Source organism: Natronolimnohabitans sp. A-GB9, assembly GCF_030848565.1.
Lineage (GTDB): Archaea > Halobacteriota > Halobacteria > Halobacteriales > Natrialbaceae > Natronolimnohabitans.
In genome coordinates, this window is the sequence record NZ_JAVDDV010000010.1 from 99,444 (window position 1) to 120,995 (window position 21,552).

Annotated in this window: 21 protein-coding genes, 1 tRNA gene and 1 pseudogene; 9 read left to right on the forward strand and 14 right to left on the reverse strand. The window is 63.6% G+C overall.

The features are described from left to right. Window positions 1-6 precede the first annotated feature (6 nt). Window positions 7-1,278 carry an MFS transporter gene (locus RBH26_RS14000; protein ID WP_306758977.1) on the forward strand — a complete coding sequence of 424 codons (1,272 nt, stop codon included), beginning with the start codon at window positions 7-9 and terminating at the stop codon, window positions 1,276-1,278. 121 nt (window positions 1,279-1,399) lie between these two features. On the opposite strand, the gene RBH26_RS14005 is transcribed toward RBH26_RS14000, so the two are convergent. Both RBH26_RS14005 and RBH26_RS14010 read right to left on the reverse strand, forming a co-directional pair. Further along, window positions 1,400-3,664, reverse strand: coding sequence for a CDC48 family AAA ATPase (locus RBH26_RS14005; RefSeq protein WP_306758979.1), 2,265 nt, complete (start codon window positions 3,662-3,664; stop codon window positions 1,400-1,402). Further along, window positions 3,661-3,945: an Hsp20/alpha crystallin family protein gene (locus RBH26_RS14010; RefSeq protein ID WP_306758981.1), complete on the reverse strand. Its 285-nt coding sequence runs from the start codon at window positions 3,943-3,945 to the stop codon at window positions 3,661-3,663. The genes RBH26_RS14005 and RBH26_RS14010 overlap by 4 nt, the downstream gene beginning before the upstream one ends. 271 nt (window positions 3,946-4,216) lie before the next feature. Here RBH26_RS14010 and RBH26_RS14015 point away from each other — a divergent pair, with 271 nt between their 5' ends. Next, window positions 4,217-5,008, forward strand: a complete 792-nt coding sequence (locus RBH26_RS14015) for an alpha/beta hydrolase (protein WP_306758983.1) — start codon at window positions 4,217-4,219, stop codon at window positions 5,006-5,008. A 92-nt stretch (window positions 5,009-5,100) separates the two neighbouring features. Here the strand turns inward: RBH26_RS14015 and RBH26_RS14020 are convergent, their stop codons facing one another. The 5 genes from RBH26_RS14020 to RBH26_RS14040 form a co-directional block, all read right to left on the reverse strand. Continuing rightward, window positions 5,101-5,844 (reverse strand): beta-ketoacyl-ACP reductase, encoded by a 744-nt coding sequence (locus tag RBH26_RS14020; protein ID WP_306758985.1) that lies wholly within the window; start codon window positions 5,842-5,844, stop codon window positions 5,101-5,103. A 121-nt stretch (window positions 5,845-5,965) separates the two neighbouring features. Then, on the reverse strand, window positions 5,966-7,459 hold the full coding sequence (gene phaC / locus RBH26_RS14025) for a class III poly(R)-hydroxyalkanoic acid synthase subunit PhaC (protein WP_306758986.1): 1,494 nt from the start codon (window positions 7,457-7,459) through the stop codon (window positions 5,966-5,968). After that, entirely contained in the window at window positions 7,456-8,004 is a 549-nt protein-coding gene (locus tag RBH26_RS14030) for a poly(R)-hydroxyalkanoic acid synthase subunit PhaE (RefSeq protein WP_306758987.1), read from the reverse strand. The genes phaC and RBH26_RS14030 overlap by 4 nt, the downstream gene beginning before the upstream one ends. 49 nt (window positions 8,005-8,053) lie before the next feature. After that, complete coding sequence (locus RBH26_RS14035; RefSeq protein ID WP_306758989.1) at window positions 8,054-8,539, reverse strand: hypothetical protein; 486 nt, start codon at window positions 8,537-8,539, stop codon at window positions 8,054-8,056. Next, window positions 8,536-8,856, reverse strand: a complete 321-nt coding sequence (locus tag RBH26_RS14040; RefSeq protein ID WP_306758990.1) for an AbrB/MazE/SpoVT family DNA-binding domain-containing protein — start codon at window positions 8,854-8,856, stop codon at window positions 8,536-8,538. Before RBH26_RS14040 ends, RBH26_RS14035 begins: the two co-directional genes overlap by 4 nt. 266 nt (window positions 8,857-9,122) lie before the next feature. On the opposite strand from RBH26_RS14040, the gene RBH26_RS14045 reads away from it, so the two are divergent. The 4 genes from RBH26_RS14045 (at window position 9,123) to cdd (ending at window position 13,084) form a co-directional block, all read left to right on the forward strand. Next, on the forward strand, window positions 9,123-9,758 hold the full coding sequence (locus RBH26_RS14045) for a MaoC family dehydratase (protein ID WP_306758991.1): 636 nt from the start codon (window positions 9,123-9,125) through the stop codon (window positions 9,756-9,758). 270 nt (window positions 9,759-10,028) lie between these two features. Next, window positions 10,029-11,435, forward strand: coding sequence for a phosphomannomutase (locus tag RBH26_RS14050; protein WP_306758993.1), 1,407 nt, complete (start codon window positions 10,029-10,031; stop codon window positions 11,433-11,435). Between the two features lie 57 nt (window positions 11,436-11,492). After that, window positions 11,493-12,638, forward strand: a complete 1,146-nt coding sequence (locus RBH26_RS14055; RefSeq protein WP_306758995.1) for a CaiB/BaiF CoA-transferase family protein — start codon at window positions 11,493-11,495, stop codon at window positions 12,636-12,638. Between the two features lie 41 nt (window positions 12,639-12,679). Beyond that, window positions 12,680-13,084 (forward strand): cytidine deaminase, encoded by a 405-nt coding sequence (gene cdd / locus RBH26_RS14060; protein WP_306758996.1) that lies wholly within the window; start codon window positions 12,680-12,682, stop codon window positions 13,082-13,084. Between the two features lie 145 nt (window positions 13,085-13,229). Here cdd and RBH26_RS14065 read toward each other — a convergent pair whose 3' ends face one another. Continuing rightward, on the reverse strand, window positions 13,230-13,823 hold the full coding sequence (locus RBH26_RS14065) for a flavin reductase family protein (protein WP_306758998.1): 594 nt from the start codon (window positions 13,821-13,823) through the stop codon (window positions 13,230-13,232). Window positions 13,824-13,849: 26 nt separating this feature from the next. Beyond that, window positions 13,850-14,132, reverse strand: a pseudogene (locus RBH26_RS14070) (hypothetical protein). Window positions 14,133-14,192: 60 nt separating this feature from the next. Here RBH26_RS14070 and RBH26_RS14075 point away from each other — a divergent pair. Next, window positions 14,193-15,023, forward strand: coding sequence for a nucleoside phosphorylase (locus tag RBH26_RS14075; RefSeq protein WP_306759000.1), 831 nt, complete (start codon window positions 14,193-14,195; stop codon window positions 15,021-15,023). 18 nt (window positions 15,024-15,041) lie between these two features. On the opposite strand, the gene RBH26_RS14080 is transcribed toward RBH26_RS14075, so the two are convergent. The 4 genes from RBH26_RS14080 to RBH26_RS14095 form a co-directional block, all read right to left on the reverse strand. After that, window positions 15,042-15,809 carry a mechanosensitive ion channel domain-containing protein gene (locus tag RBH26_RS14080; RefSeq protein WP_306759001.1) on the reverse strand — a complete coding sequence of 256 codons (768 nt, stop codon included), beginning with the start codon at window positions 15,807-15,809 and terminating at the stop codon, window positions 15,042-15,044. A 1-nt stretch (window position 15,810) separates the two neighbouring features. Beyond that, complete coding sequence (gene dacZ / locus RBH26_RS14085) at window positions 15,811-16,626, reverse strand: diadenylate cyclase DacZ (RefSeq protein ID WP_306759002.1); 816 nt, start codon at window positions 16,624-16,626, stop codon at window positions 15,811-15,813. Between the two features lie 864 nt (window positions 16,627-17,490). After that, window positions 17,491-17,575 (reverse strand) — tRNA-Leu (locus RBH26_RS14090). A 46-nt stretch (window positions 17,576-17,621) separates the two neighbouring features. After that, the gene (locus RBH26_RS14095) at window positions 17,622-17,795 is read right to left on the reverse strand and encodes a hypothetical protein (protein ID WP_306759003.1); all 174 of its coding nucleotides are present in this window, start codon (window positions 17,793-17,795) and stop codon (window positions 17,622-17,624) included. A 254-nt stretch (window positions 17,796-18,049) separates the two neighbouring features. Here RBH26_RS14095 and RBH26_RS14100 point away from each other — a divergent pair, with 254 nt between their 5' ends. After that, entirely contained in the window at window positions 18,050-18,358 is a 309-nt protein-coding gene (locus tag RBH26_RS14100) for a transcription initiation factor IIB family protein (RefSeq protein WP_306759004.1), read from the forward strand. Window positions 18,359-18,618: 260 nt separating this feature from the next. On the opposite strand, the gene RBH26_RS14105 is transcribed toward RBH26_RS14100, so the two are convergent. After that, window positions 18,619-19,104: a phosphopantetheine adenylyltransferase gene (locus RBH26_RS14105; protein ID WP_306759005.1), complete on the reverse strand. Its 486-nt coding sequence runs from the start codon at window positions 19,102-19,104 to the stop codon at window positions 18,619-18,621. A gap of 151 nt (window positions 19,105-19,255) precedes the next feature. On the opposite strand from RBH26_RS14105, the gene RBH26_RS14110 reads away from it, so the two are divergent. Continuing rightward, a complete protein-coding gene (locus RBH26_RS14110) occupies window positions 19,256-21,511 on the forward strand; it encodes an NADP-dependent malic enzyme (RefSeq protein WP_306759006.1) in 2,256 nt (751 codons plus the stop codon). Window positions 21,512-21,552: the final 41 nt, after the last annotated feature.

Consider the following 21,552-nt stretch of genomic DNA (forward strand, 5'->3'; position numbering starts at 1 on the left):
CTCGGAATGACACTCGCTGACAACGACAGAGCGATTGCGACGTTTACGATGCTCGCACACGGGATCGTCCACTGGTTCGAACTGGCGATTCCGATCCTGCTCGTAGTGTGGCTCGCCGTCTTCGACGTCAGCGTTGCACTGGTCGGCTTCGTCGTCGCATTGGGGTATGCGCCGTTCGGTCTGGGCGCGTTACCCGCGGGACTGCTGGTCGATCGGTACGGCCCGCGACGCCTCGTCTTGCTCTGTCTCGCCGGCATGAGCCTCGCGTTTGCGACGCTTGCGCTTGCACCGTCGATCTACGCCGTCGCGGCCAGCCTGCTCGTCTGGGGGATCGTCGCTAGCATCTACCACCCAGCCGGGCTCGCGCTCATCAGCACCGGCGTCGAGGAACGGGGAACGGTCTTCGCCTGGCACGGCATCGCCGGCAACGTCGGTATCGCGCTTGGTCCCTTCGCGACCGCGACGCTGTTGCTCGTCTTCGAGTGGCGTCTCGTCGCGGTCGCACTCGCCGTGCCCGGACTGCTCGCGGCCGTCTACGGCCTGCGACTCGAGTTCGATCCGACTGCCGCGACCGACGACGACGGCGCCGACGCGACGGGCTCGCTGTCGGGGGCCGCGTTTCGCTCGAACACCCGCTCGCTGTTCGCGGGGTCGTTTCTGTTGGTCTTTGCAGTCGTCACGATCGTCGGCCTCTACTATCGGGGCGTGCTCACCTACCTGCCGGAGCTGCTCCACGGGCTCCCGGCGATGGAGGGGATCGAACCGCCGGCCGGCCTCGAGGAGCTCTCGCTCGGCGATTACTTCTACGTCGGCCTGCTGGTCGCCGGGATGGCGGGCCAGTACGTCGGGGGGAAACTGACCAGTCGGGTGGCCGTCTCGCGCGGCCTGGTCGCCGTTTTCGTTGCCCTCGCCGTCCTCGCACCGGTGTTCGTCCCGATCTCGAATATGGGTCTCGTCGCCATCTTGCTGTACTGTGGCGTCCTTGGCTTCGCGCTGTTTGCGATCGAACCGTTCTACCAGGAGGCCGTCGCGGTCTACACGCCGCCGGACACACGCGGGCTCTCCTACGGCTACACCTACCTCGGGATGTTCGGCCTGGGTGCGATCAGTATCGCCATCGGCGGCTACCTACTCGATCACACGACGACGGCTGCGTTCTTCGGGGTGCTCTCCGTCATCGCACTGCTCGGAGCCGCGATTGCGCTCAAACTGCTGGTCCGTCCGTCGCCAAGCGACGGCCAGTCAGAACCACCGGAGACTGCCGCTGCCGACGATTGATACGGACTGCTGTCCCGCCGATCGCCAGCACGAGGTCTGTGATCGACGGTCAGTGACGACGGGAGAGTCAGAATAGTTCTGTCCGGCAGTATAAAACAGGACGATACGACCGAGGCGCGCCTTACTGGAAGGTGCGGCCGAGCTGGTCCTGTTCCTGGGCCGGTTCGGCGGTGTCGAACTCCGCTTCGATCTCCTCGTAGCGCTCGCGAGTCTCGGCGGTCACGCTCGCGTTGACTTCCTCGAGTGCGTGCTCGAAGTGTTCCGTGCTGATGCGGACGTTGTCGATGGTGTCGTCCATCTCCTCGGGGTCGACCGAGTTGATGAACTCGCGGCTGGCGGCCATCGACGCCTCGCGACAGACCGCCTCGATGTCTGCGCCGACGTAGCCGTCGGTCTCCGCGGCGAGCCAGTCGAGATCGATCGCGTCGGCAAGCGGTTTGTTGCGAGTGTGGACGTCGAAGATCTTCTTGCGTGCGTCCTCGTCGGGGACGGGGACGTGGATGTGGCGGTCGAGTCGGCCGGGACGGAGCAGGGCCGAGTCGATCAGGTCCGGCCGGTTGGTCGTCGCGATGACGACGACGTCCTCGAGTTCCTCAAGCCCGTCGAGTTCGGTTAGCAGCTGGGAGACGACGCGCTCACCGACGCCGGAATCGGTTTGCTGGCGGCCGCGTTCCCCGGCGATGGAGTCGATCTCGTCGAAGAAGATCACGGTCGGGGCGTTCGACCGCGCCTTCTCGAAGATCTCGCGAACGCCTTTCTCGGACTCGCCGACGTACTTGTTCAGCAGCTCGGGGCCCTTGATCGAGATGAAGTTCGACTGGGCCTCGTTGGCCACTGCTTTGGCGAGCAGCGTCTTGCCGGTCCCCGGCGGACCGTACATGAGCACGCCCTTGGCAGCCTCCATATCCATCTGATCGAAGACCTCGGGATAGTCGAGTGGCCACTGGATCGTCTCGCGCAGCCGTTCTTTGGTGTCCCCGAGGCCACCGACGTCGTTCCAGGTGACGTCGGGGACCTCCACGAAGACCTCTCGCATCGCGGAGGGCTGAATGCCCTTGAGGGCCTCCTTGAAGTCATCCTCCGTGACCTGCAGCGACTCTAAGACCTCCGCGTCGATCTCGTCTTCCTCGAGGTCGAGGTCGGGACGGATCCGACGCAGGGCGTTCATCGCACCCTCACGGGTCAGGCTCTCTAAGTCGGCGCCGACGAAGCCGTGGGTGTTCTCGGCGTAGCGCTCGAGGTCGATCTGCTCCTCTAAGGGCATCCCGCGGGTGTGGACCTGCAGGATCTCCCGACGGCCGTCTTTGTCCGGGACGCCGATCTCGATCTCGCGGTCGAACCGACCGCCACGGCGGAGCGCAGGATCGATATCGTCGATGCGGTTCGTCGCGGCGATGACAGTGACGCGTCCGCGTTCCTCGAGACCGTCCATCAACGAGAGGAGCTGTGCGACCACGCGTCGCTCGACGTCGCCGCCGGCCTCCTCGCGCTTGGCGGCGATGGAGTCGAGTTCGTCGATGAAGATGATCGCGGGCGCGTTCTCCTCGGCCTCTTCGAAGACCTCTCGGAGCTGCTCTTCGCTCTCACCGTAGTACTTCGACATGATCTCCGGCCCGGAGATCGTCTCGAAGTGGGCGTCGATCTCGTTGGCGACGGCCTTCGCCATCAGGGTCTTCCCGGTGCCCGGCGGGCCGTGTAGCAGGACGCCTTTGGGCGGTTCGATGCCGAGTTGCTGGAACAGTTCGGGGTGGCGCATCGGCAGCTCGATCATCTCGCGGACCTGATCGAGTTCGTTGTCTAAGCCGCCGATGTCCTCGTAGGTGACGTCCGGAACGCCCTCGGGCGAGGCGCCGCCGCCGGCACTGACCTGTTCGGCCGGCGTCTCGGAGATTTCGATGTTCGTCGAGTCCGTGATGACGACGGTTCCCGACGGCGAGGTGCTCGCGATCTTCAGCGGTACCGACTGGCCGGAGCTGGCCATCGGGCCGAACGACAGCGAGAACGGGACCGTCTGTCCCTCGGCGACGGCCTGACCGGAGAGTTTGTCGCGAACGAGTGGGCCGATATCCCCGCGAATGCGGAGGTTCTGCGGGAGCGCGACCGTGACCGATTTGGCCGGGTTGACGTCCGCGGGTTCGATCTCGACGCGGTCGTCGATCCCGACGTCGGCCTCCTGGCGGAGCCGGCCGTCGATCCGGACGATCCCTCGTCCTTCGTCCTCGGGATAGCCGGGCCAGACGCGGGCGACGGCCTGACTATCGCCGCTGCCTCGGATGACGATGTAGTCACCGTTCTCGAGTTCGAGTTCGCGCATCGAGACGCGATCGATCGCGGCCAGTCCACGCCCTGCGTCCTTCTGTTTCAGTGGTTTGACAGTAAGTTTCATAGATCGCCCTCCACTTCGATAGTGAGGACCCCGTTTTTCATAAACGTGTGCGCGTCGTCTGCGCCCTCGGGGAGCTCGAGTTCGTACTGCTCGTCGCCTTCGGGCGACCCGTCGTCCGAACGGTCCGTGCTCTCGACGACGACGATAACCGTGTCGTCGGCGACGTCGACCGAGGCCTCGGGGTGTTCGGCCCCGAAGTCGACGGCCAGTACCGAGCCATCGTCGTACTCGTACTGGCGTGCAACCACTCCTTCGTCGCGGGTGAATTGGTCGAGAGTCATGATCCAACTAACCCAAGGTAAGCACTACTAACATATAAATCTTTACTCGGATGGGTCGGGGACGGGAGCGCTTTCGAAGAAAGAACACTGTTCGTAGTTCACACCGAATCGGGGTCTCGAATGACCCCTCGAGAGAACGTGTTGCCATCGCCGCTATCCACGTGTCCCCGTCTGAATCGATTCGTCGTGGCAGCCGTCTGGTGACGAAGGCCAGTGAGCGAACCGCAAACTGCCTCGAGCGTTTAAGCCCATCCCCCTCGTTCGTAGACGTATGGAGACTGTCTCACATCACGGCCGGGAGACGGCCTACGAGGTCGCCGATCGCGGCGGGAACGGTCCACCGATCTGTTTCGTCCACGGAAGCGGCGGTTCGCGTGACGTCTGGGCGTCCCAGCATCGCCTCGCTGATCGCAACCCCGTCATCACGCTCGACCTAAGCGGTCACGGCGACTCCGAAGACATCGACGCCGAGCCGGGGTACTCGACGCTATCGGCGTATGCCGACGACATCCTGTCCGTCGTCGAGGCCACCGACAGCCGCGTTCTGGTGGGCAATTCGCTCGGAGGGGCCGTCGTTATGCACATCCTGACCGAACGCGATCCCGACCTCGACGCGGCGATCCTGACTGGGACGGGCGCTCGACTCGGCGTCCTTGAGGACCTCCTCGAGTGGCTCGAGAACGATTTCGAACGCGCGGTCGAGTTCCTCCACGAACCGAAGCGGCTCTTCTACGACCCCGAGCCGGACCTATGCGAGGAGTCGAAAGCCCAGCTGTACGAGACGGGACAGGCAGTCACTTATCGGGACTTCCTGACCTGCCACCAGTTCGACGTCCGCGGCGAGCTCTCGGCGATCGACGTTCCCACGCTTGCAATCTACGGGGAACACGATCGATTGACGCCGCCACGGTATCACGAGTCCCTCACAGAGGAGATCGACGACGCCTGGATCGCCGAACTCGAGGGCGCAGCCCACCTCGCGATGCTCGAGCAACCTCGGGCGTTCAACGCCGCCCTCGAGGAGTTTCTGGATATCGTCTACGAACGAGGCGGCGAGCAATAACGGCGAGGGAGAGCAGCTCGTGCTGATATGCAGCGAGCGCAGGCCCACAGCTTCAGCTGTGGGAGACGGTCAAGAGCGGATATCCGGGACGGTCAGAGATCCATCCCGCCGTTGACGTCGATCACTTCGCCGGTGACGTACGACGACTCCTCGCTGGCGAGAAACCGCACGACTGCGGCGATGTCTTCGACTTCCGCGAGGCGCTCGAGTGGAATGCCGGCGACGATCCGCTCTAAGACCTCGTCCGGAACGTTTTCGACCATGTCCGTACGCGTAAAGCCGGGTGCGACACAGTTGGCCGTCGAGCCGCCCTTGGCGAATTCGAGGGCGATCGTTCGCGTGAAACCGAACATGCCGCTTTTCGCGGCGGCGTAGTTCGCCTGGCCGAAGTTGCCCTGTTTCCCGACGACGCTCGAGATGTTGATGAGGCGGCCTTCGTCGGCGTTCCAGATGTCGTCGAAGAACTCCTGGGTGCAGTTGAACATCCCGCCGAGGTTGACGTCCATAACCCGGTCCCACTCCTCGCGGGTCATCTCCGTGAACTGCTCGTCGGCGGTGATGCCGGCGTTGTTGACCAACACGTCGGCGGGACCGAACGCCTCGTGACAGACCTCGCGCATGTGTTCGACTTCCTCGCGGTTTGCGACGTCGGCTTGGGCAGCGACGGCGCTGCCGCCTGCAGTCTCGATCGCGTCGACGGCCTCCTCTGCCGCCGCCTCCGACGACCGATAGTTGACCACGACGTTTGCACCTTCCTCTCCGAGGTACTCCGCGATACCCCGACCGATACCGCGCGCTGAACCAGTGATAACGCAGGTTCGCCCTTCCATGGACATAGGTCGACCGTTCAACGTCCCGTGATAAATAACGTCCTGTTAGATATCAACACTCAATAAGGAACCGACAACGGTAGATCGGTGACGGGAGTCCGCCATCGGACGGATCCAGTCGTGCCCTCTACCGGTCGCTGGCCTGGTCGATCCAGTCCTCGAGTCGGTTGGGCGAGATCCCGGTCTCGGTAGCCAGGTCGGCGGCGTCGGCGTCGGCGAGTTCCTCGAACGTCTCGATGCCGGCGTCGGCCAGGTCGGTGGCGTAGGCCTCTCCGACACCGTTGAGATCGGTCAGATCGTCGGTCTCGTCGTCGGCCGCGACGTCGACGTCCTCGTCGGTGACCTCGTCGACGAAATCGTCGTCCAGTGTCATCTCGTCGGGTTCGGTCTCGGTCTCGGTCTCGAGGCCCGAACCGCCGTCGGTGAGGTCCGCGGGACCGGTCTCGTCGCCGGCGGTGTCCTCGACGAACGCTGCGTCTTGGGCGTCCGGATCGGGTGTCTCGGGTTCGCTCTCGACGTCTTCCGGTTCGTCTTCGACGGCCGAGCGCTCCTCGAACCACTCGCAGACGTCGGGCCAGAGTTCGTCGTGACTCCGCGAGGAGACCGACATTCCGATGTGGCCCGTCGCGAACTCCATGATCTCGGTGTCGTCGGAGGCGACGATCTCGTTGAACGGCTTGGAGGCTCCCGGTGGGATGAGGTGGTCGTACTCCGCGACGATCTGGAGGACGGGCATGTCGATGTTCGTGATGTCGACGTGCTCGCCGTTCAGGTGGAGTTCGTTGTTGTAGAGTTTGTTCTCCTGGTAGATGTCGCGGAGGAACTCCTCGTAGGCCCTGCCGGCGACGTCGATCCCCTCGTCGAGCCAGCGTTCCATCCGGGCAAAGTTCTCGACGAAGTCCTCGTCATCGACGTTGTCGTAGAACCGGACGTACTTCGTTACGTTGTTCGCGACGGGGTCCATCAACGCGAAGCCGACGTCTAAAAACTCCGCAGGGACGTTGTCGAACGTCTCGGTGACGGTATCGGGCTCGTAGTAGTCCTCGCTGCCCCAGAGTTCGAGGACGCCGCCCTCGCCGGCGAAACAGAGGCCAGCGGCCATCAGACCGAGGTTTCTGATCTTCTCGGGGTACAGGGAGGCGTACATGGCCGACATCGTGCCGCCCATACAGTAGCCGAGGAGGTTGATCGCATCCTGGCCGGAGCGTTCGCGGACGACGTCGACGCAGTTGTCGATGTAGCGATTGACGTAGTCGTCGAGCCCCAGCGTGCGATCGAGCTTCGAGGGCTCACCCCAGTCGATCAGGTAGACGTCGAAGCCGTTCTCGAGTAACGTCTGGACGACCGAGCGGTCGGGCTGTAGGTCGAGGATATACGGCTTGTTGATCAACGCGTACGTGATCAGAATCGGAACGTCGTACTGTTCTTCCGTCAGCGGCTCGTAGTGGAGCAGTTCGAGCTTGTTCTCCTCGTAGACGACTTCACTCGGCGTCTGTCCGACCTCGACGTTCTCGAGGGTCTCGGTTCGCTCCGGCGCAACCGAACTCTTGTCGGCCAGGTTGGCGGTCGCCTCCCAGGCCTGCCGTTGCACGTTCAGAGCGGTGGCGAATGGATTGTTCATTGCTCGTCTTCGAGGTGTTCGAGAACGCGGTCGAGTTTCTGCTCGACGGCGTGCTGGCGGCGCTCGAGTTCCACCAGTCGGTCACCGACTTCGACGACGTCCTCCTCGGTCGCGAAGCCGATCGACCGCAGGGTCTCCTGGGATGCCTCGTCGGCCTGCTGCTGGAGTTCGAGGACGTCGCCGACCGTCTCGCCGGTCATCTTCGCGAAGGCGGTCGTCGACATGACGTCTTTGAACGCCTCGTTGGCCGTGTTGAGCCAGATGTCACGGAACTCATCAACGTCGACGTCCTCGCCTTCCAGACTGTCGTTTACCCGATCGACCATCTGCTGGGAGGCGTTCATCCACGTCTCGTAGGCCCGCGCATACCCCTCGACGCCGTCGGAGAGTTCGTTCTCCTCGGTGACCTCGCCGACGGCATCCGACCAGCTCTCGACGAACTGGGCCTGTGCTTCCATGTTCTCCTCGAGTGCCTCGAGGAACTGTTCGTTCCACTGTTCGACGACCGCGTTCCAGTTTTGCGCCTGGGGCTGTGAATCTGTCATCGTGATAAAATCGAACGGCGCCTGTGAAAAGGCTGGGGTCGGTTGTAGTCTATGCCGAGATGTCGATCTCTTCGGCGGCGCCCTCGACGTTTTCGGCGACGGAGGAGACGTTCTCCTCCATCTGTCCGTGTGCCTCGAGGAACGCGTCGAAGGAGGTGTCGACGACTTCGGCGTAGCTGGCGGCGAACTCGTCGTAGGCGGCTTCGGACTCCTCGATGGCGTCGACCATCGCCTCGAGCGACTGGGACTGGGCCTCGGTGGCCGACTCGAAGCCTTCGTCGACGAGTTCACGCAGTTCGTCGAACTCGGCGGCTTCCTCGGGCATCGTCGCCTCGAGGGCGTCGAAGTAGGCGTGGACGGCGCCTTTTGTCAGTTCGGCGTTGGACTCGGCGAGTGCGCCCGAGGATTCGACGGCGTCACCGAAGGCGCTCATCGAGACCTTCTGGGCCTCGATGGCGTCGTGAGTGAGGCTCTGGGACTGTTCGAGTGCGGTGCGCTGAGCGTCGAAGACGGCGGTGAATGGGTTCTGAGTCATTGGTCTTTCTCGCGGTTTCGTTTGACTGGGACGACGATCGTCTGGACGATATCTCCCTCTTCGATGTCGAGGGCTTCCCGTTCCGGGCCGGGAATGCTGATCCGACCGCCGCTCTGGACACGGGCTTTGAACGTCGCCGTACCCATGTTCATCGGTCCGAGGCTCGACCCGACATCGAAGGGGTTCGAACCGCCGGCCTGCATCAGCTGCTTCATCAGTTCCTGCTGGGATTCGGCGACCTGCTCGCCCGCCTCCTGCATCTGTTCGGTGAACATCGCAGGGGGGAACCAGAGCGATCGATCGGAGTCGTCCGTCATCACACAAACCAACGTGCTCTCCACATATAAGGTTTTCCGCTCTATACCATTGAATGGTTTCTGATGGCAACAGTTGTTCTCTAGCGACGGTCAATGAACTCAGATTCCGTACTCGAGCAGTTGCCGGCGATCGTGGCCGTTATCGCGTATTGTGGTAATTCAGGCTCGAGAGCCCCTCTAGTGATAAACTACTAGCGATGAGACTGAGTAACAGTGAACTGTGAAGCCAAAGAAGTCATAATGATGACTCACCTACCGATATGTAGATGTCCCACCAGAACGCTGCGAAGCGCAACCTCGCTGCCATGACTGACGCGTGGACGGCGATGACACAGACGTTCCTCCAGAGCGCGACCGCTGCGAACCGGGCGGCCATGTCGGCGATGCTGGCGACGGATTCCTCGAACGGCACCGACGAGGAGGCGGTCGAGCCGCCGATCCCGTCGATCGACCACTCCTCGCTGGACTGGCAGTTCGACCGAACCGTCGACGAGGCCGACCAGATCTCCGTCGGTGACACCGTCACGTTCGAGAAGGAACTCAGCGAGGACGACGTCCGAGCCTTCGCTCACGTCAGCGGAGACACGAACCGACTCCACCTTGACGAGGCGTTCGCGTCCGAGACCCGCTTCGGCGAACGGATCGTCCACGGTACGCTCGTCTCCGGGCTCATCAGCGCCGCGCTGGCGCGACTGCCCGGGCTCACCATCTACCTCTCTCAGGATCTCGAGTTCAGCGGTCCGGTCGGTATCGGTGACCGCGTTTCCGCCCGCGTCGAGATCGTCGAGGAACTGGGCAACGGCCAGTACCGACTCGAGACGGTCATCCGGAACGAAGACGACGACGCGACGGTCATCAACGGCGAGGCCGTCGTCCTCATCGACGATCTCCCCGACGAATAGTACTGTTCGACAGTATCCACACCGCACCACACGAGCGCCGTTTGACCGACCCGACGGGCAGGGACAGCTCCGGTCATCACTGGGCAGAACGACGGCGTATCGACTGTCTTCCGTGTGCATCGATGTGACGGTTCGCAGCGACCGATTCCATCGGCGCCCTCCGTTCGAGAGTTCTCCCGCTCGAGTGCTGTCACCGTTATCACTGCCGAACAACACCGTTGACTGACCGTTGTCCGGCAGTATAAGTAGTTGCTCGCGGAACGGCCCCATATGACGTTGTTCGGGACTGCAGGGATCCGCGGTCCAGTCGAGGAGATCACGCCGTCGCTGGCGCTCACTGTCGGGCAGGCCGCCGGCGAACCCGGCGCCGAGTTCGTCGTCGGCCGCGATGGACGAGAGACCGGGCCGGCACTCGCCGCGGCGGTCGAGGCCGGCCTCGAGAGCGCCGGCGCGGACGTCGTCCGACTCGGCCAGGTGCCGACGCCGACGCTCGCCTTCGCCTCGCGTGGCCGCCAGGGTGTGATGCTCACGGCGAGTCACAACCCACCCGAAGACAACGGGATCAAACTCTTTGCCGACGGCGTCGAGTACGACCGCACCGCCGAGCGGACCATCGAGGACCAGCTTGCGGCCGACAGCGACGCCACGCCGGCGCTTGCACGCTGGGACGAGTGGGGCCGATCGAACGACCTCGAGATACTCGACCGATATCTCGATGCCGTCGTCTCCTACGTTCGGACGGCGTTCGGCGCCGACGTCGACGAGACGTCCGATTCGGACGCGACTGACCTTCTGGCTGACCTCTCGATCGCCGTCGACTGCGGTAACGGAATGGGATCGCTCGCGACGCCACAGGTCTTAGAGCGTCTCGGTGCCGACGTCGTCGCAGCCAACGCCAACGTCGATGGCCACTTCGTCGCCCGCGAGAGCAAGCCGACCCCGCAGACGCTGACCGACTTCGCCGCCTTCCTCGAGGCGAGTGCGTTCGATCTCGGGCTGGCCCACGACGGCGACGCCGACCGGCTGGTCGTCCTCGGCCCCGACGGTGAGGTGATCCACGAGGATACGATCCTTGCCGTCGTCGCCGAACGCTACACCGCCACCAGCGACGCGGACGACCCCGTCGTCGTGACGACGCCCAACGCTTCCGCCCGGATCGACGAACGGGTCCGCGAGGCCGGCGGGCGCGTCGAACGCGTCCGTCTCGGCGCGCTCCACGAGGGGATCGCTCGAGAGCGCAGTGCAGGCACCGACAGGACGGCGATCGTCTTCGCCGCCGAGCCCTGGAAACACATCCACACCCGCTTTGGCGGCTGGATCGACGGCGTCGTAAGTGCTGCCGTCGTCGCCGCGCTCGTCGCCGACGCCGGCGACACCGACACGCTGCGGGAACCGGTCACCGAACGCCCCTACCGGAAAGTCAGTGTCGACTGTCCCGACGAGCGCAAGGCCGACGCGATGGCCGCTCTCGAAAACGACCTGCCTGCGACGTTCCCCGACGCAGACGTCGACACCGATTACGGTGTCCGCCTCGAGTTCGAGGACGCCTCCTGGATCCTCGTCCGACCGAGCGGTACCGAACCCTACGTGCGCCTCTACGCCGAAAGCGACGCCGTCGACGAACTGGTCGCCGACGCCCGCGAGGTCATCGAGACCGCGATCGTCGACGTCGAGTAACTCTCCCAGACTGTCAACTTCGGTACAATTTTAGGGATCGTCCGTGTCGACGAGCGTATGCGACTCGATGACGTGCGCGTTCTCGATCTGACGCGCTTGCTGCCCGGGCCGTACGCAACCCAGTTGCTCGCAGACCTCGGAGCGGACGTGATCAAAATCGAAGATCCCGAGGTCGGCGACTACGCCAGAGAGCTCCCGCCGAAGACCGAGGACGGAACCGGTGCGGTCTTTGCGGCCGTCAATCGCGGGAAACGTAGCGTAACGCTCGATCTCAAACGCGACGGTGGGAAGGAGACGTTCTACCGATTGCTTGAGGACGCGGACGTCCTCGTCGAGAGCTTCCGCCCCGGCGTCACAGAGCGGTTAGGAATCGGCTACGACAACGTCCGCGAGTACAACCCCGAACTGGTCTACTGTTCACTCTCGGGGTACGGCCAGGACGGCCCTTACCGCGATCGAGTCGGCCACGACCTGAACTACGTTGGTCTCGCGGGATTGCTCGATATGACCCGCGCAGATTCCGACGCCTCACCCGAGATCCCCGGCTACCCGATCGCGGACATGGTCGGCGGGATAACCGGAGCCTTTGCGATCGTCTCGGCGCTGCTCTCGCGGGAGTTAGGAGACGGATCCGGCACCGCTCTGGACCTCTCGCTGACCGACGCCGTCCTTTCGGCCTCCCAGGTCGTGACCCTGCCCGCGATCCTCGGCGACGACCCCCGGCCGGGTGAGACGCCCTTGACCGGCAAACTCCCATGGTACGACGTCTACGAGACCGCCGACGGGCGGTACGTCACGCTGGCCGCACTCGAGGAGAAGTTCTGGGCCGCGTTCTGCCGCGTCGCCGACCGGCCGGACCTCGAGTCGGTCCATGGCACCGACGACCCTGCCAAACAGGCTGCACTCCGGGAGGAACTCGAAGCGCTGTTCGCGAGCCGACCCCGCGAAGAGTGGGCCGCCATCGACGATCCAGACGTTCCGATCGAGCCCGTGTTAACACCGAGCGAGACCCTCGAGCATCCCCAGACCGAGGCGCGCGGGCTCGTCGACCGCGGGGCGACGCCGGGGATCAGATCGCCGGTCACGACTGACGGTTCTGCGGAAGGGCCGATCCCTGACCACGGCGAACACACGGCCGAGGTGCTGGCCGAAGCCGGATTCACCGCCGAGGAGATCGAACGCGTACTTGCGGATGGCACGTAGTCGTCGGTGGCTTCTTGGCAGCTGTCGGTCTATCGGGGCCCATGGACGAAGAGACCGAGGCGCTGATCGAGGCCGCACGCGAGATCCGATCGGCCGCCCACGTTCCGTACTCCGAGTATCCCGTCGGCGCCGCCATCGAGACCACAGACGGCGAGGTCTTCGTCGGCTGCAATCTCGAGAACGCCAACTACAGCAACAGCCTCCACGCCGAGGAGGTCGCGATCAGTGACGCGGTCAAGAGGGGCCACCGCGACTTTACCCGGCTGGCGGTTAGCTCCGGCCGACAGGACGGCGTCACTCCCTGCGGAATGTGTCGTCAGACCCTCGCCGAGTTCTGTGACGACGACCTGCGCGTGATCTGTGACGAGGGCGCGGACGCCGAGCCGAGTGAGTACACGCTCGGCGAGCTCCTGCCGAATACGATCACTGAGGAGATGCTCGAGTAGTACCCGCCGCCACGACGGCCTCTTGGCGTCTCGGATCGGTGTCGCCCGAACTCATACGGTCTCCTGTCGTCACTGGCCGCCGATCGCCACGCGGGGTCGGCGATCGGCGAGACGTCGGAACAGCAGTCCGTATCACCGTGCCGTCTCAGAACTGCCGTTCGAACTCGACGGGCTCGGAGACCGTATAGTAGGGACCGCCGAGCCGACCGAGAGTGTCGAGGTCACGCATGTCGAGTTTTCCATCGGAGAGCAGGTCCTCGTCGACGTGGACGTACTCGACGTCGCCGAGGATCATCAGCTTGTCGTGGACCTCGAGGGAGTCGTGTAGCGTACACTCCATCGAGATCGGTGCCGCCGCGACCCGTGGGGCCGACACCGTCCGACAGTCGGCGCGCTCGACGTCGGCGAGGTCGAACTCGCTCTCCTCGGGCGGAAGCGACGCCGACGTGTGGTCCATCTCCTCGAGGAGGGGCTCGGTGGCGACGTTGACGACGAACTCGCCCGTATCGAGGGCGTTTCGTGCCGTATCCTTCAGTTCGTCGCGGTCTCCGTTGGGCGTGTTGAAAAGCACCGTCGGCTCCGTCAGCGAGACGTAGTTGTAGGAACTGAACGGGGCCAGGTTGTCGACGCCGTCGGCACTTTGCGTGCTGATCCAGGCGATCGGCCGCGGCGTGACGACGGTTTTGACGAACCGCGAGATCTCGTCGGCTGACCGCTCGTCGGGGTCGAATTCGTGCACACGGTGTGATAACCTGGCACCACGTATCAGTTCGACGGATTGCAGCCGCTCTCGGCGTCGCTCCCGGGACGCTGTTCCTCGATGATCTCCCGGAGAATCGTTCGGTGACACCGTTTCTGCTCGGTGTTTTCGTAACAGACGAGCGCCAGCGATTCGCCGTCGGCGAGTCGGTCACGGAGCGCTTCGAGGGCTTCGGTTGCCGACGCGGGTAGCCGCCGCCGGCAGCTCCACGAGGTCGTGTTGGATGGCGGCGACGTAGGTGTCGGCGAGCACCCCACCACCTTCGCAGTCGTCGGTTCCGTGTGCCATAGGGGGTCGTACGCGGGCCCTGCAGTTATATACCGTGCCGGCCCGAACCCATCCGGGCACATGACCGGCGACAGCGAAGATCCGAACGCCGACGTCCAGTACCACCTCGAGGTCGGCCCCGGCGACGTCGCAGAGACCGTCCTCCTCCCCGGAAACCCGGAGCGACTCGAGAAGATCGTCGCCCACTGGGACGACCACGAGATGGTAGCCCACCACCGCGAGTACCGAACGGCGACGGGGACCTCCGAGGGGACGCCGATCTCGGTCACCTCCACGGGGATCGGGAGCCCGTCGGCCGCCATCGCCGTCGAGGAGCTGGCCCGTGTCGGCTGTGAGACGTTCCTCCGGGTCGGCTCCTGTGGCGCGATCCAGCCCGAGATGGACGTCGGCGACCTCGTGATCACGACCGGTGCCGTCCGCCAGGAGGGGACCAGCGAGGAGTACGTCCGCGAGGACTACCCCGCCACTGCCGACCAGGAGGTCGTCTCGGCGTTGGTCGCCGCAGCCGAGCACCTGGGTTACGACTACCACACTGGCGTTACGATGAGTGCCGACTCCTTCTACGCCGGCCAGGGTCGTCCAGGCTACGACGACTTCCAGGCCGCCGGCTCCGCGGAACTCGTCGATCAGCTCAGGGAAGCGAACGTCAAGAACATCGAGATGGAGGCAAGCGCCATCATGACGCTCGCGAACGTCTACGGCCTCCGTGCCGGCGCGGTCTGTACCGTCTACGCCAACCGCGAGACCGGCGAGTTCCGGACAGAAGGTGAGTCACGCGCCGCAGAGACCGCGACGCTCGCGACCCACCTGCTCGCGAAGATGGACGCCGTCAAACGCGAGGTCGGTGCCGACCGCTGGCACGCTGGTCTCTCGCTGGATCTCGAGGAGTGATACGGATTTCCGTGTCCGTTAGTCACGCATGCGGACGATCCCGTCCTCGAGCACCTTCCGGTTCGGGACGATGTACTCCTCGGAGTCGTCTTCGATTTTCGTCACGAAGAGGTCGACCTCCTGGACGATCCCCGTCTGGTCGCCGATCCGGATCCGGTCGCCGATCCCGTAGGGCTGGTTCAACAGCAGGTAGATCCCGGCCGCACTCGAGATCAGGAAATCCTTGAAGGCGACGGTGCCGACGATGACGATTCCGATGGCGTACACCGTCAGCAAGATGAGCAACGCGATGACGTGGACGCCGACCTGTCCAAGCGCGATGATGAGCGTCACGTAGAGAACGGAGTATTTGACGACTTTCGGAATCAACGACACTTCGGGGAGTTTGACGCCCCGAAGATACTCGCTGACGACCAGTTCCGCCTTGTCCGCGATGATAAAGCCGAGAATGAGCACGAGCACGGCGATAAACAGCTGGGGGATAAAGCCCGTTACCCGCAGCCAGAACGCCTCCGTGTCGAGTAACTGCGCGATGTGGATCGCCGTCAACACTGCGATCCCGTAGATGAACCACGAACTCAATCGGGCGACGATCTCGACCGTCGAGGTGCCGATCGACTGGGCGGTGCGCTCGAACGGCGTTCCCTCGACGGCCTCCGGAACCCCCGACGCAGTCAGCAGTTCCTCGTTGAGTCGTCCGACCAGATAGCCGACGATAATCCCCAGTGCCAACACCGCCGCGGCGATAACGGCCGGCTCCTCGATGAGGGTCTGCCACTCTACCATATCAGTACGCCTCCGGGTCGACCTCCAGGATGAGCTCGCCACCCTTGAACGCCCGGACGAGCCCGTCGCTCTCCGAGAGCACGATCGAAATCGCGTTCGTGTCGCGTGTGATCGCGCCCCCGGCCATATGCCGCGCACCCAACCCCTTCGGGATGTCGACGCCTTCCGCCGACGGCTCGAGGTAGCGATACGCCGAAACGATCTTGCCCGCATCGGAGATGACGAACGCGCCGTCGAGCCGCGAGAACTCCTTTAGCATGACGTTGACGATCGGATCGCCGACGTGGACGTGGGACTTCTCGAAGGGGTTGTACGACAGCGGGCGCGATTTGTTCATCACCTTGCCCGCGTCGCCGACGACGAACAGCGCGCCGACGGGCTTTCCCTTCTGGCCTTTCTTACCGAGTTCGATCGCCAGCTCCAACACCGCCTTGATCACCTCCGGCTCCGCGCGGGACTTGACGAACAGATCGTAGATCCCCGTATGTGTCTCCGCGTCCGCCCGGACCCGAGAGACGGTGTCGACCCCGTCGGCGAACATGTTGGTCGCACACACCAGCTCGTCGCCGTCCTCGATCACGTCCTGCTCGATGGCGCCCTCGATCGCGAACTTGATCCGCTCTTTGACGTCGTCGAACGCGAGTGGCAGTTCGACGAACGTCTCGGCGCCAACGGTGTCTTCGGTTCCGACGACGACGAGGTCGAAGTCGCCGTCGACGTCGCTGAAACGCTCGTGGAACGATCCGCTCGGTGAAAAGAGGAGGACAGCATCCGCACTGGTAAAGAGATCTCCGAACACATCATCTAACCCGGCCATTGATCATACAAGCTGTTCCCGCGCGAATAAGCGTTTTGGGGTGTCTGACGCGTGTCTGTCGTTTTCCTCACAGTATCTGGCCGTAACAGCGGTATCTCGCCCGCTTGCCGACGACTTGTCTCATCTGGATTGTGGTACCGATGTACCAGCACAACCGCGACCCGGCTGCGGTTGCACCGGGCCTGATACTGTCGGACAGCAGTCAGTGAGACATCGGTCGCGAACTCGCGGCCGTCACCCACGGGACGGCCGCAGTCGCGCGACCGATCGTCGAATCGTGCTATCCAACAGTATGACGTCCGGGAGTCCGTATCAAGCGTCCTCATACTTCCGGACAAAAGTCAGTAAACACCCGATCGCGCCTCGACGCCTGTCGCGTTCCGCGACAGCGTCTCGAGTGCGATCGGTGTGTGCATCGTTTTGTCCGGTAGTATCACTCGAGACAAACGGCGTCGACGGCCGTGACTCCTCGAGTTCGACCCGCTGAACGCAGTCTCCGCTCGAGACGTTGCTCGTCACAGAACCATGCGCGGGACCGGATTCGAACCGCGAGGACATCGCTTCGCTCGTCCTCTGGGCCGCGAATCCGCCCCGATCCGAACCTGCGACTCGCGGTATTGCTCGTCGCAGAACCATGCGCGGGACCGGATTCGAACCGCGAGGACATCGCTTCGCTCGTCCTCTGGGCCGCGAATCCGCCCCGATCCGAACCTGCGACTCGCGGTATTGCTCGTCGCAGAACCATGCGCGGGACCGGATTCGAACCGAAGCAAGACGATCACGCTCGCTACGCTCGAGTGCTGCGACTTGCAGGGTTCGAATCGGTCCTGCTCCCTCGCTCGTTCGCGAAGCTCACTCGCTCAGTGCGCGGGACCGGATTCGAACCGGCGGACCCCTACGGGACAGCGTCCTAAGCGCTGCGCCGTTGGCCTAGCTTGGCTACCCGCGCTCACACCTACGTTTTCACGAATCGAGTAAGTAGTTGTCGATACGAACTACTGCTGTTTCACTGGCTCCTCGGGCGACCAGTCCGGCGGCACGATAAACGTCACGTGCTCCGAATCGCGTAGCTGGTGGAGTTCCGCGGCTTGTTCGGCCAGCGATCGGTTCCGATACGGCATCTCGAGGCCGCAACCGGTACAGACGAGCTTGCAGGTTGGCTCTTTCATGTCGGGATAGCGTCCACCGAAACCGAACGGCGACTGTCTACCCAGCGGTTGGTGAACGCGGTGCTTTAGTAGTCGTATCCTAGTCCGCGATCCGGTAGTCGTCAATTATACTAGTCGTTCGTAGCTGAACGTTGTCCAGCGTAGCACCGGATTGGAGGGTTTGTTCACTGAATATTCGGTTCGAGAGGGTAAAACATATCTCCGACGTGACAACGGAGCGTAGCTTTATCCGCGCCGCCCCGTTACCCCGTCGTATGCACAGTGCCCGGGACCGGATCGAATACGAACAGTGGCTCGAGGAACTCGAGCAGATTGCCGATCGGCTCGACCTCTCGAGTGACGCACGCACCTACGCAGCCGACCTCTTTCTGATGGACGTCCCCGAAGCGGACCGTTCGAAACGGGCCGTACTCGCTGCGAGCGTCTACGCCGGCTCGCTCGTCGCCGGCGACGGACGAACGCAAAGCGACGTCGCCGACGCGGCGGACGTCTCACGGCTCTCGATCCAGTCGCGATGGAAGGAACTGCTCGAGCAAGCCGGACTCGAGCCGCCACGGTGGTAGTACTGACTGCTGTCCGGCAGTATACGTAGACTGGACCGACAGTTTCGATCGTTCCGGCCGAATAGTCGGTCACTGAGCCGTCGTAAGTGTACGATACGAGAACGAAACGGCCACACGCGACGTCGGATTTCCGTCGGCGGCAAGGTGGTGGTGGTGGTGGTGGAGCACCTGGGGTCGGTGTCGGTGTCTGCTCGGACGACACGCTATCGTAGTACGACCGCGACCCGTTTCCGGGTGTCCCGAGACCGATGGCGATCCGGTCAGTCGGTTACCGATTCCGCGTCGTCCTCGAGAACGTTTCCGTGTTCGTCGATCTCGCCTCGAACGATGCGGGTACTCGAGATGATATCGCCGTCGTCGGCGAGGACGTGTGGAACGACGACGACCTCGAGGGGGTCGTAGCCCCGTTCGCGACGGATGTCGTTGATCCGTTCCCCACCGTCTTTGGTCTCCGGCGAGACGACCAGGTAGTCGAACTGTGGTTCGGTCGCGATTCCGGTCGGTTCCTCGAGACACCGGACCTCGAACTCGCGATCGTACTCGGCCGCGAACGGTTCGAGCTCGGCCTCGAGAGCCTCCTTGCGCTCGTCGAACGACCTGACGGACCGCTCGACGTGTCGTGTCTTCGGTGCGAGGTCGTCACTCGTCAAACCGACAGTCACGTCCCCGAGTTCGAACGCCCGTTCGAACAGCCGTCGATGGCCATCGTGGACGGGGTCGAACGTCCCACCAAGCGCAACGTCCATACACCACCCCACTCGGTCAGTGTGTATAAAACGGTCGAAACCCCGAACGGACTGACGGCGCTCGCGTCACCGTTGTGCATCCGATGAACTTCGACAAATGTCGAATGTCACCTTCGCATTGTTTTTAGTAGTCCCCCGCAGTGGCACCTATATGGGATTAGATGAGGATGCACTGGAGTACCATCGGACCGATCCACCGGGAAAAATAGAGATTTCGACCACGAAACCGACCAATACACAGCGAGATCTCTCGCTTGCGTACTCGCCCGGCGTCGCCGCGCCGTGTACGGAGATCGACGAGGACGCAAACGACGCCTACACCTACACCGCGAAGGGGAACCTCGTCGGTGTCGTCTCGAACGGGTCGGCCGTCCTCGGACTGGGTGACATCGGCGCCCAGGCCTCCAAACCCGTCATGGAGGGGAAAGGCGTCCTGTTCAAGCGGTTCGCCGACATCGACGTCTTCGACATCGAACTCGACGAGGACGACCCCGACAAACTCGTCGAGGCCGTCAAGATGATGGAGCCGACCTTCGGCGGGATCAACCTCGAGGACATCAAAGCTCCCGAGTGTTTCACTGTCGAGGAGCGCCTGCGCGAGGAGATCGACATTCCGGTCTTCCACGACGACCAGCACGGCACCGCGATCATCTCCGGTGCAGCGTTGCTCAACGCGGCCGATATCGCAGGCAAGAGCCTCGACGAACTCGAGGTCACCTTCTCCGGCGCGGGTGCGAGTGCTATCGCGACGGCACGGTTCTACGTCTCGCTGGGCGTCCAGCGGGAGAACATCACGATGTGTGATTCGACGGGGATCATCACCGAAGAGCGCGCGAAAGCGGACGGCGTCAACGAGTACAAACAGCAGTTCGCCCGTGACGTCCCCGAGGGCGACCTCGCGGACGCGATGGCAGGTGCCGACGTCTTCGTCGGTCTCTCCGCTGGCGGCATCGTCTCCCAGGAGATGGTGCAGTCGATGGCCGACAATCCGATCGTCTTCGCGATGGCCAACCCCGACCCCGAGATCGGCTACGAGGAAGCCAAGGCGGCCCGCGACGACTCCGTCATCATGGCGACCGGTCGCTCGGACTACCCAAACCAGGTCAACAACGTTCTCGGATTCCCCTTTATTTTCCGTGGTGCACTCGACGTGCGCGCGACGGAGATCAACGAAGAGATGAAAGTCGCCTGCGCCGAGGCACTGGCCGACCTCGCCCGTCAGGACGTCCCCGACGCGGTCGTCAAAGCCTACGGCGACGAGCCGATCCAGTATGGCCCCGACTACATCATTCCCAAGCCCGTCGATCCGCGCGTGCTGTTCCGCGTCGCGCCGGCGATCGCCGAGGCCGCGATGGAATCGGGTGCCGCACGCACCGAACTCGACCTCGAGGCCTACGAGGAGGAACTCGAGGCCCGACTGGGGAAGTCCCGTGAGATGATGCGTGTCGTCCTCAACAAGGCCAAGAGCGACCCCAAGACGGTCGCACTCGCCGAGGGCGAAAACGAGAAGATGATCCGGGCGGCCTACCAGATCCAGGAGCAAGGGATTGCCCTCCCGATCCTGATCGGTGACGAGGGCGAGATCCGCCAGACTGCGGCGGACCTCGGACTCGACTTCGAGCCACAGGTCGCCGACCCCTCGGTCGGCGACTACGAGGCGTACGCCGAACGACTCCACGAGCTGCGACAGCGCAAGGGGATCACGCGGACCGAAGCGGGCGAACTCATCGAGAACGACTCGAACTACTTCGGCAGCGTGATGGTCGAACAGGGTGATGCCGACGCCTTGCTGACCGGCCTCTCCCATCACTACCCATCGGCGCTGCGGCCGCCACTGCAGGTCATCGGCACCGCCGACGACGTCGACTACGCCGCGGGTGTCTACATGCTGACGTTCAAAAACCGCGTGGTCTTCGTCGCCGACGCGACGGTCAACCAGGCTCCCGACGAGGAGGTCCTCGCGGAGGTCACGAAACAGACCGGCAAACTCGCCCGCCGGTTCAACATCGAGCCCCGCGCGGCCCTGCTGTCGTACTCGAACTTCGGCAGTGTCGACAACGAGGGGACCCGCAAGCCCCGTCGCGCGGCACAGATGCTCCAAGACGATCCCGAAGTCGACTTCTCGGTCGACGGCGAGATGCAGGCCGACACCGCTGTCGTCGAGGACATCCTCGAGGGCACCTACGGCTTCTCCGAACTCGAGGACCCGGCGAACGTGCTCGTCTTCCCGAACCTCGAGTCGGGCAACATCGGGTACAAACTGCTCCAGCGGCTGGGCGGTGCCGACGCCATCGGCCCGATGCTGGTCGGGATGGACAAGCCGGTCCACGTCCTCCAGCGCGGTGACGAAGTCAAAGACATCGTGAACCTCGCGGGTGTGGCAGTCGTCGACGCCCAACAGGAGTAGCCTCGATCGTCCGCGACGAACCACCGGGATTTAGCTGGGTT

Bases quoted from the DNA above. Each gene is read 5' to 3' on its own strand.
- RBH26_RS14000 (WP_306758977.1), top strand. From the start codon at position 7: ATGACACTCGCTGACAACGACAGAGCGATTGCGACGTTTACGATGCTC.
- RBH26_RS14005 (WP_306758979.1), bottom strand. From the start codon at position 3,664: ATGAAACTTACTGTCAAACCACTGAAACAGAAGGACGCAGGGCGTGGA.
- RBH26_RS14010 (WP_306758981.1), bottom strand. From the start codon at position 3,945: ATGACTCTCGACCAATTCACCCGCGACGAAGGAGTGGTTGCACGCCAG.
- RBH26_RS14015 (WP_306758983.1), top strand. From the start codon at position 4,217: ATGGAGACTGTCTCACATCACGGCCGGGAGACGGCCTACGAGGTCGCC.
- RBH26_RS14020 (WP_306758985.1), bottom strand. From the start codon at position 5,844: ATGTCCATGGAAGGGCGAACCTGCGTTATCACTGGTTCAGCGCGCGGT.
- phaC (WP_306758986.1), bottom strand. From the start codon at position 7,459: ATGAACAATCCATTCGCCACCGCTCTGAACGTGCAACGGCAGGCCTGG.
- RBH26_RS14030 (WP_306758987.1), bottom strand. From the start codon at position 8,004: ATGACAGATTCACAGCCCCAGGCGCAAAACTGGAACGCGGTCGTCGAA.
- RBH26_RS14035 (WP_306758989.1), bottom strand. From the start codon at position 8,539: ATGACTCAGAACCCATTCACCGCCGTCTTCGACGCTCAGCGCACCGCA.
- RBH26_RS14040 (WP_306758990.1), bottom strand. From the start codon at position 8,856: ATGACGGACGACTCCGATCGATCGCTCTGGTTCCCCCCTGCGATGTTC.
- RBH26_RS14045 (WP_306758991.1), top strand. From the start codon at position 9,123: ATGTCCCACCAGAACGCTGCGAAGCGCAACCTCGCTGCCATGACTGAC.
- RBH26_RS14050 (WP_306758993.1), top strand. From the start codon at position 10,029: ATGACGTTGTTCGGGACTGCAGGGATCCGCGGTCCAGTCGAGGAGATC.
- RBH26_RS14055 (WP_306758995.1), top strand. From the start codon at position 11,493: ATGCGACTCGATGACGTGCGCGTTCTCGATCTGACGCGCTTGCTGCCC.
- cdd (WP_306758996.1), top strand. From the start codon at position 12,680: ATGGACGAAGAGACCGAGGCGCTGATCGAGGCCGCACGCGAGATCCGA.
- RBH26_RS14075 (WP_306759000.1), top strand. From the start codon at position 14,193: ATGACCGGCGACAGCGAAGATCCGAACGCCGACGTCCAGTACCACCTC.
- RBH26_RS14080 (WP_306759001.1), bottom strand. From the start codon at position 15,809: ATGGTAGAGTGGCAGACCCTCATCGAGGAGCCGGCCGTTATCGCCGCG.
- dacZ (WP_306759002.1), bottom strand. From the start codon at position 16,626: ATGGCCGGGTTAGATGATGTGTTCGGAGATCTCTTTACCAGTGCGGAT.
- RBH26_RS14095 (WP_306759003.1), bottom strand. From the start codon at position 17,795: ATGAAAGAGCCAACCTGCAAGCTCGTCTGTACCGGTTGCGGCCTCGAG.
- RBH26_RS14100 (WP_306759004.1), top strand. From the start codon at position 18,050: ATGCACAGTGCCCGGGACCGGATCGAATACGAACAGTGGCTCGAGGAA.
- RBH26_RS14105 (WP_306759005.1), bottom strand. From the start codon at position 19,104: ATGGACGTTGCGCTTGGTGGGACGTTCGACCCCGTCCACGATGGCCAT.
- RBH26_RS14110 (WP_306759006.1), top strand. From the start codon at position 19,256: ATGGGATTAGATGAGGATGCACTGGAGTACCATCGGACCGATCCACCG.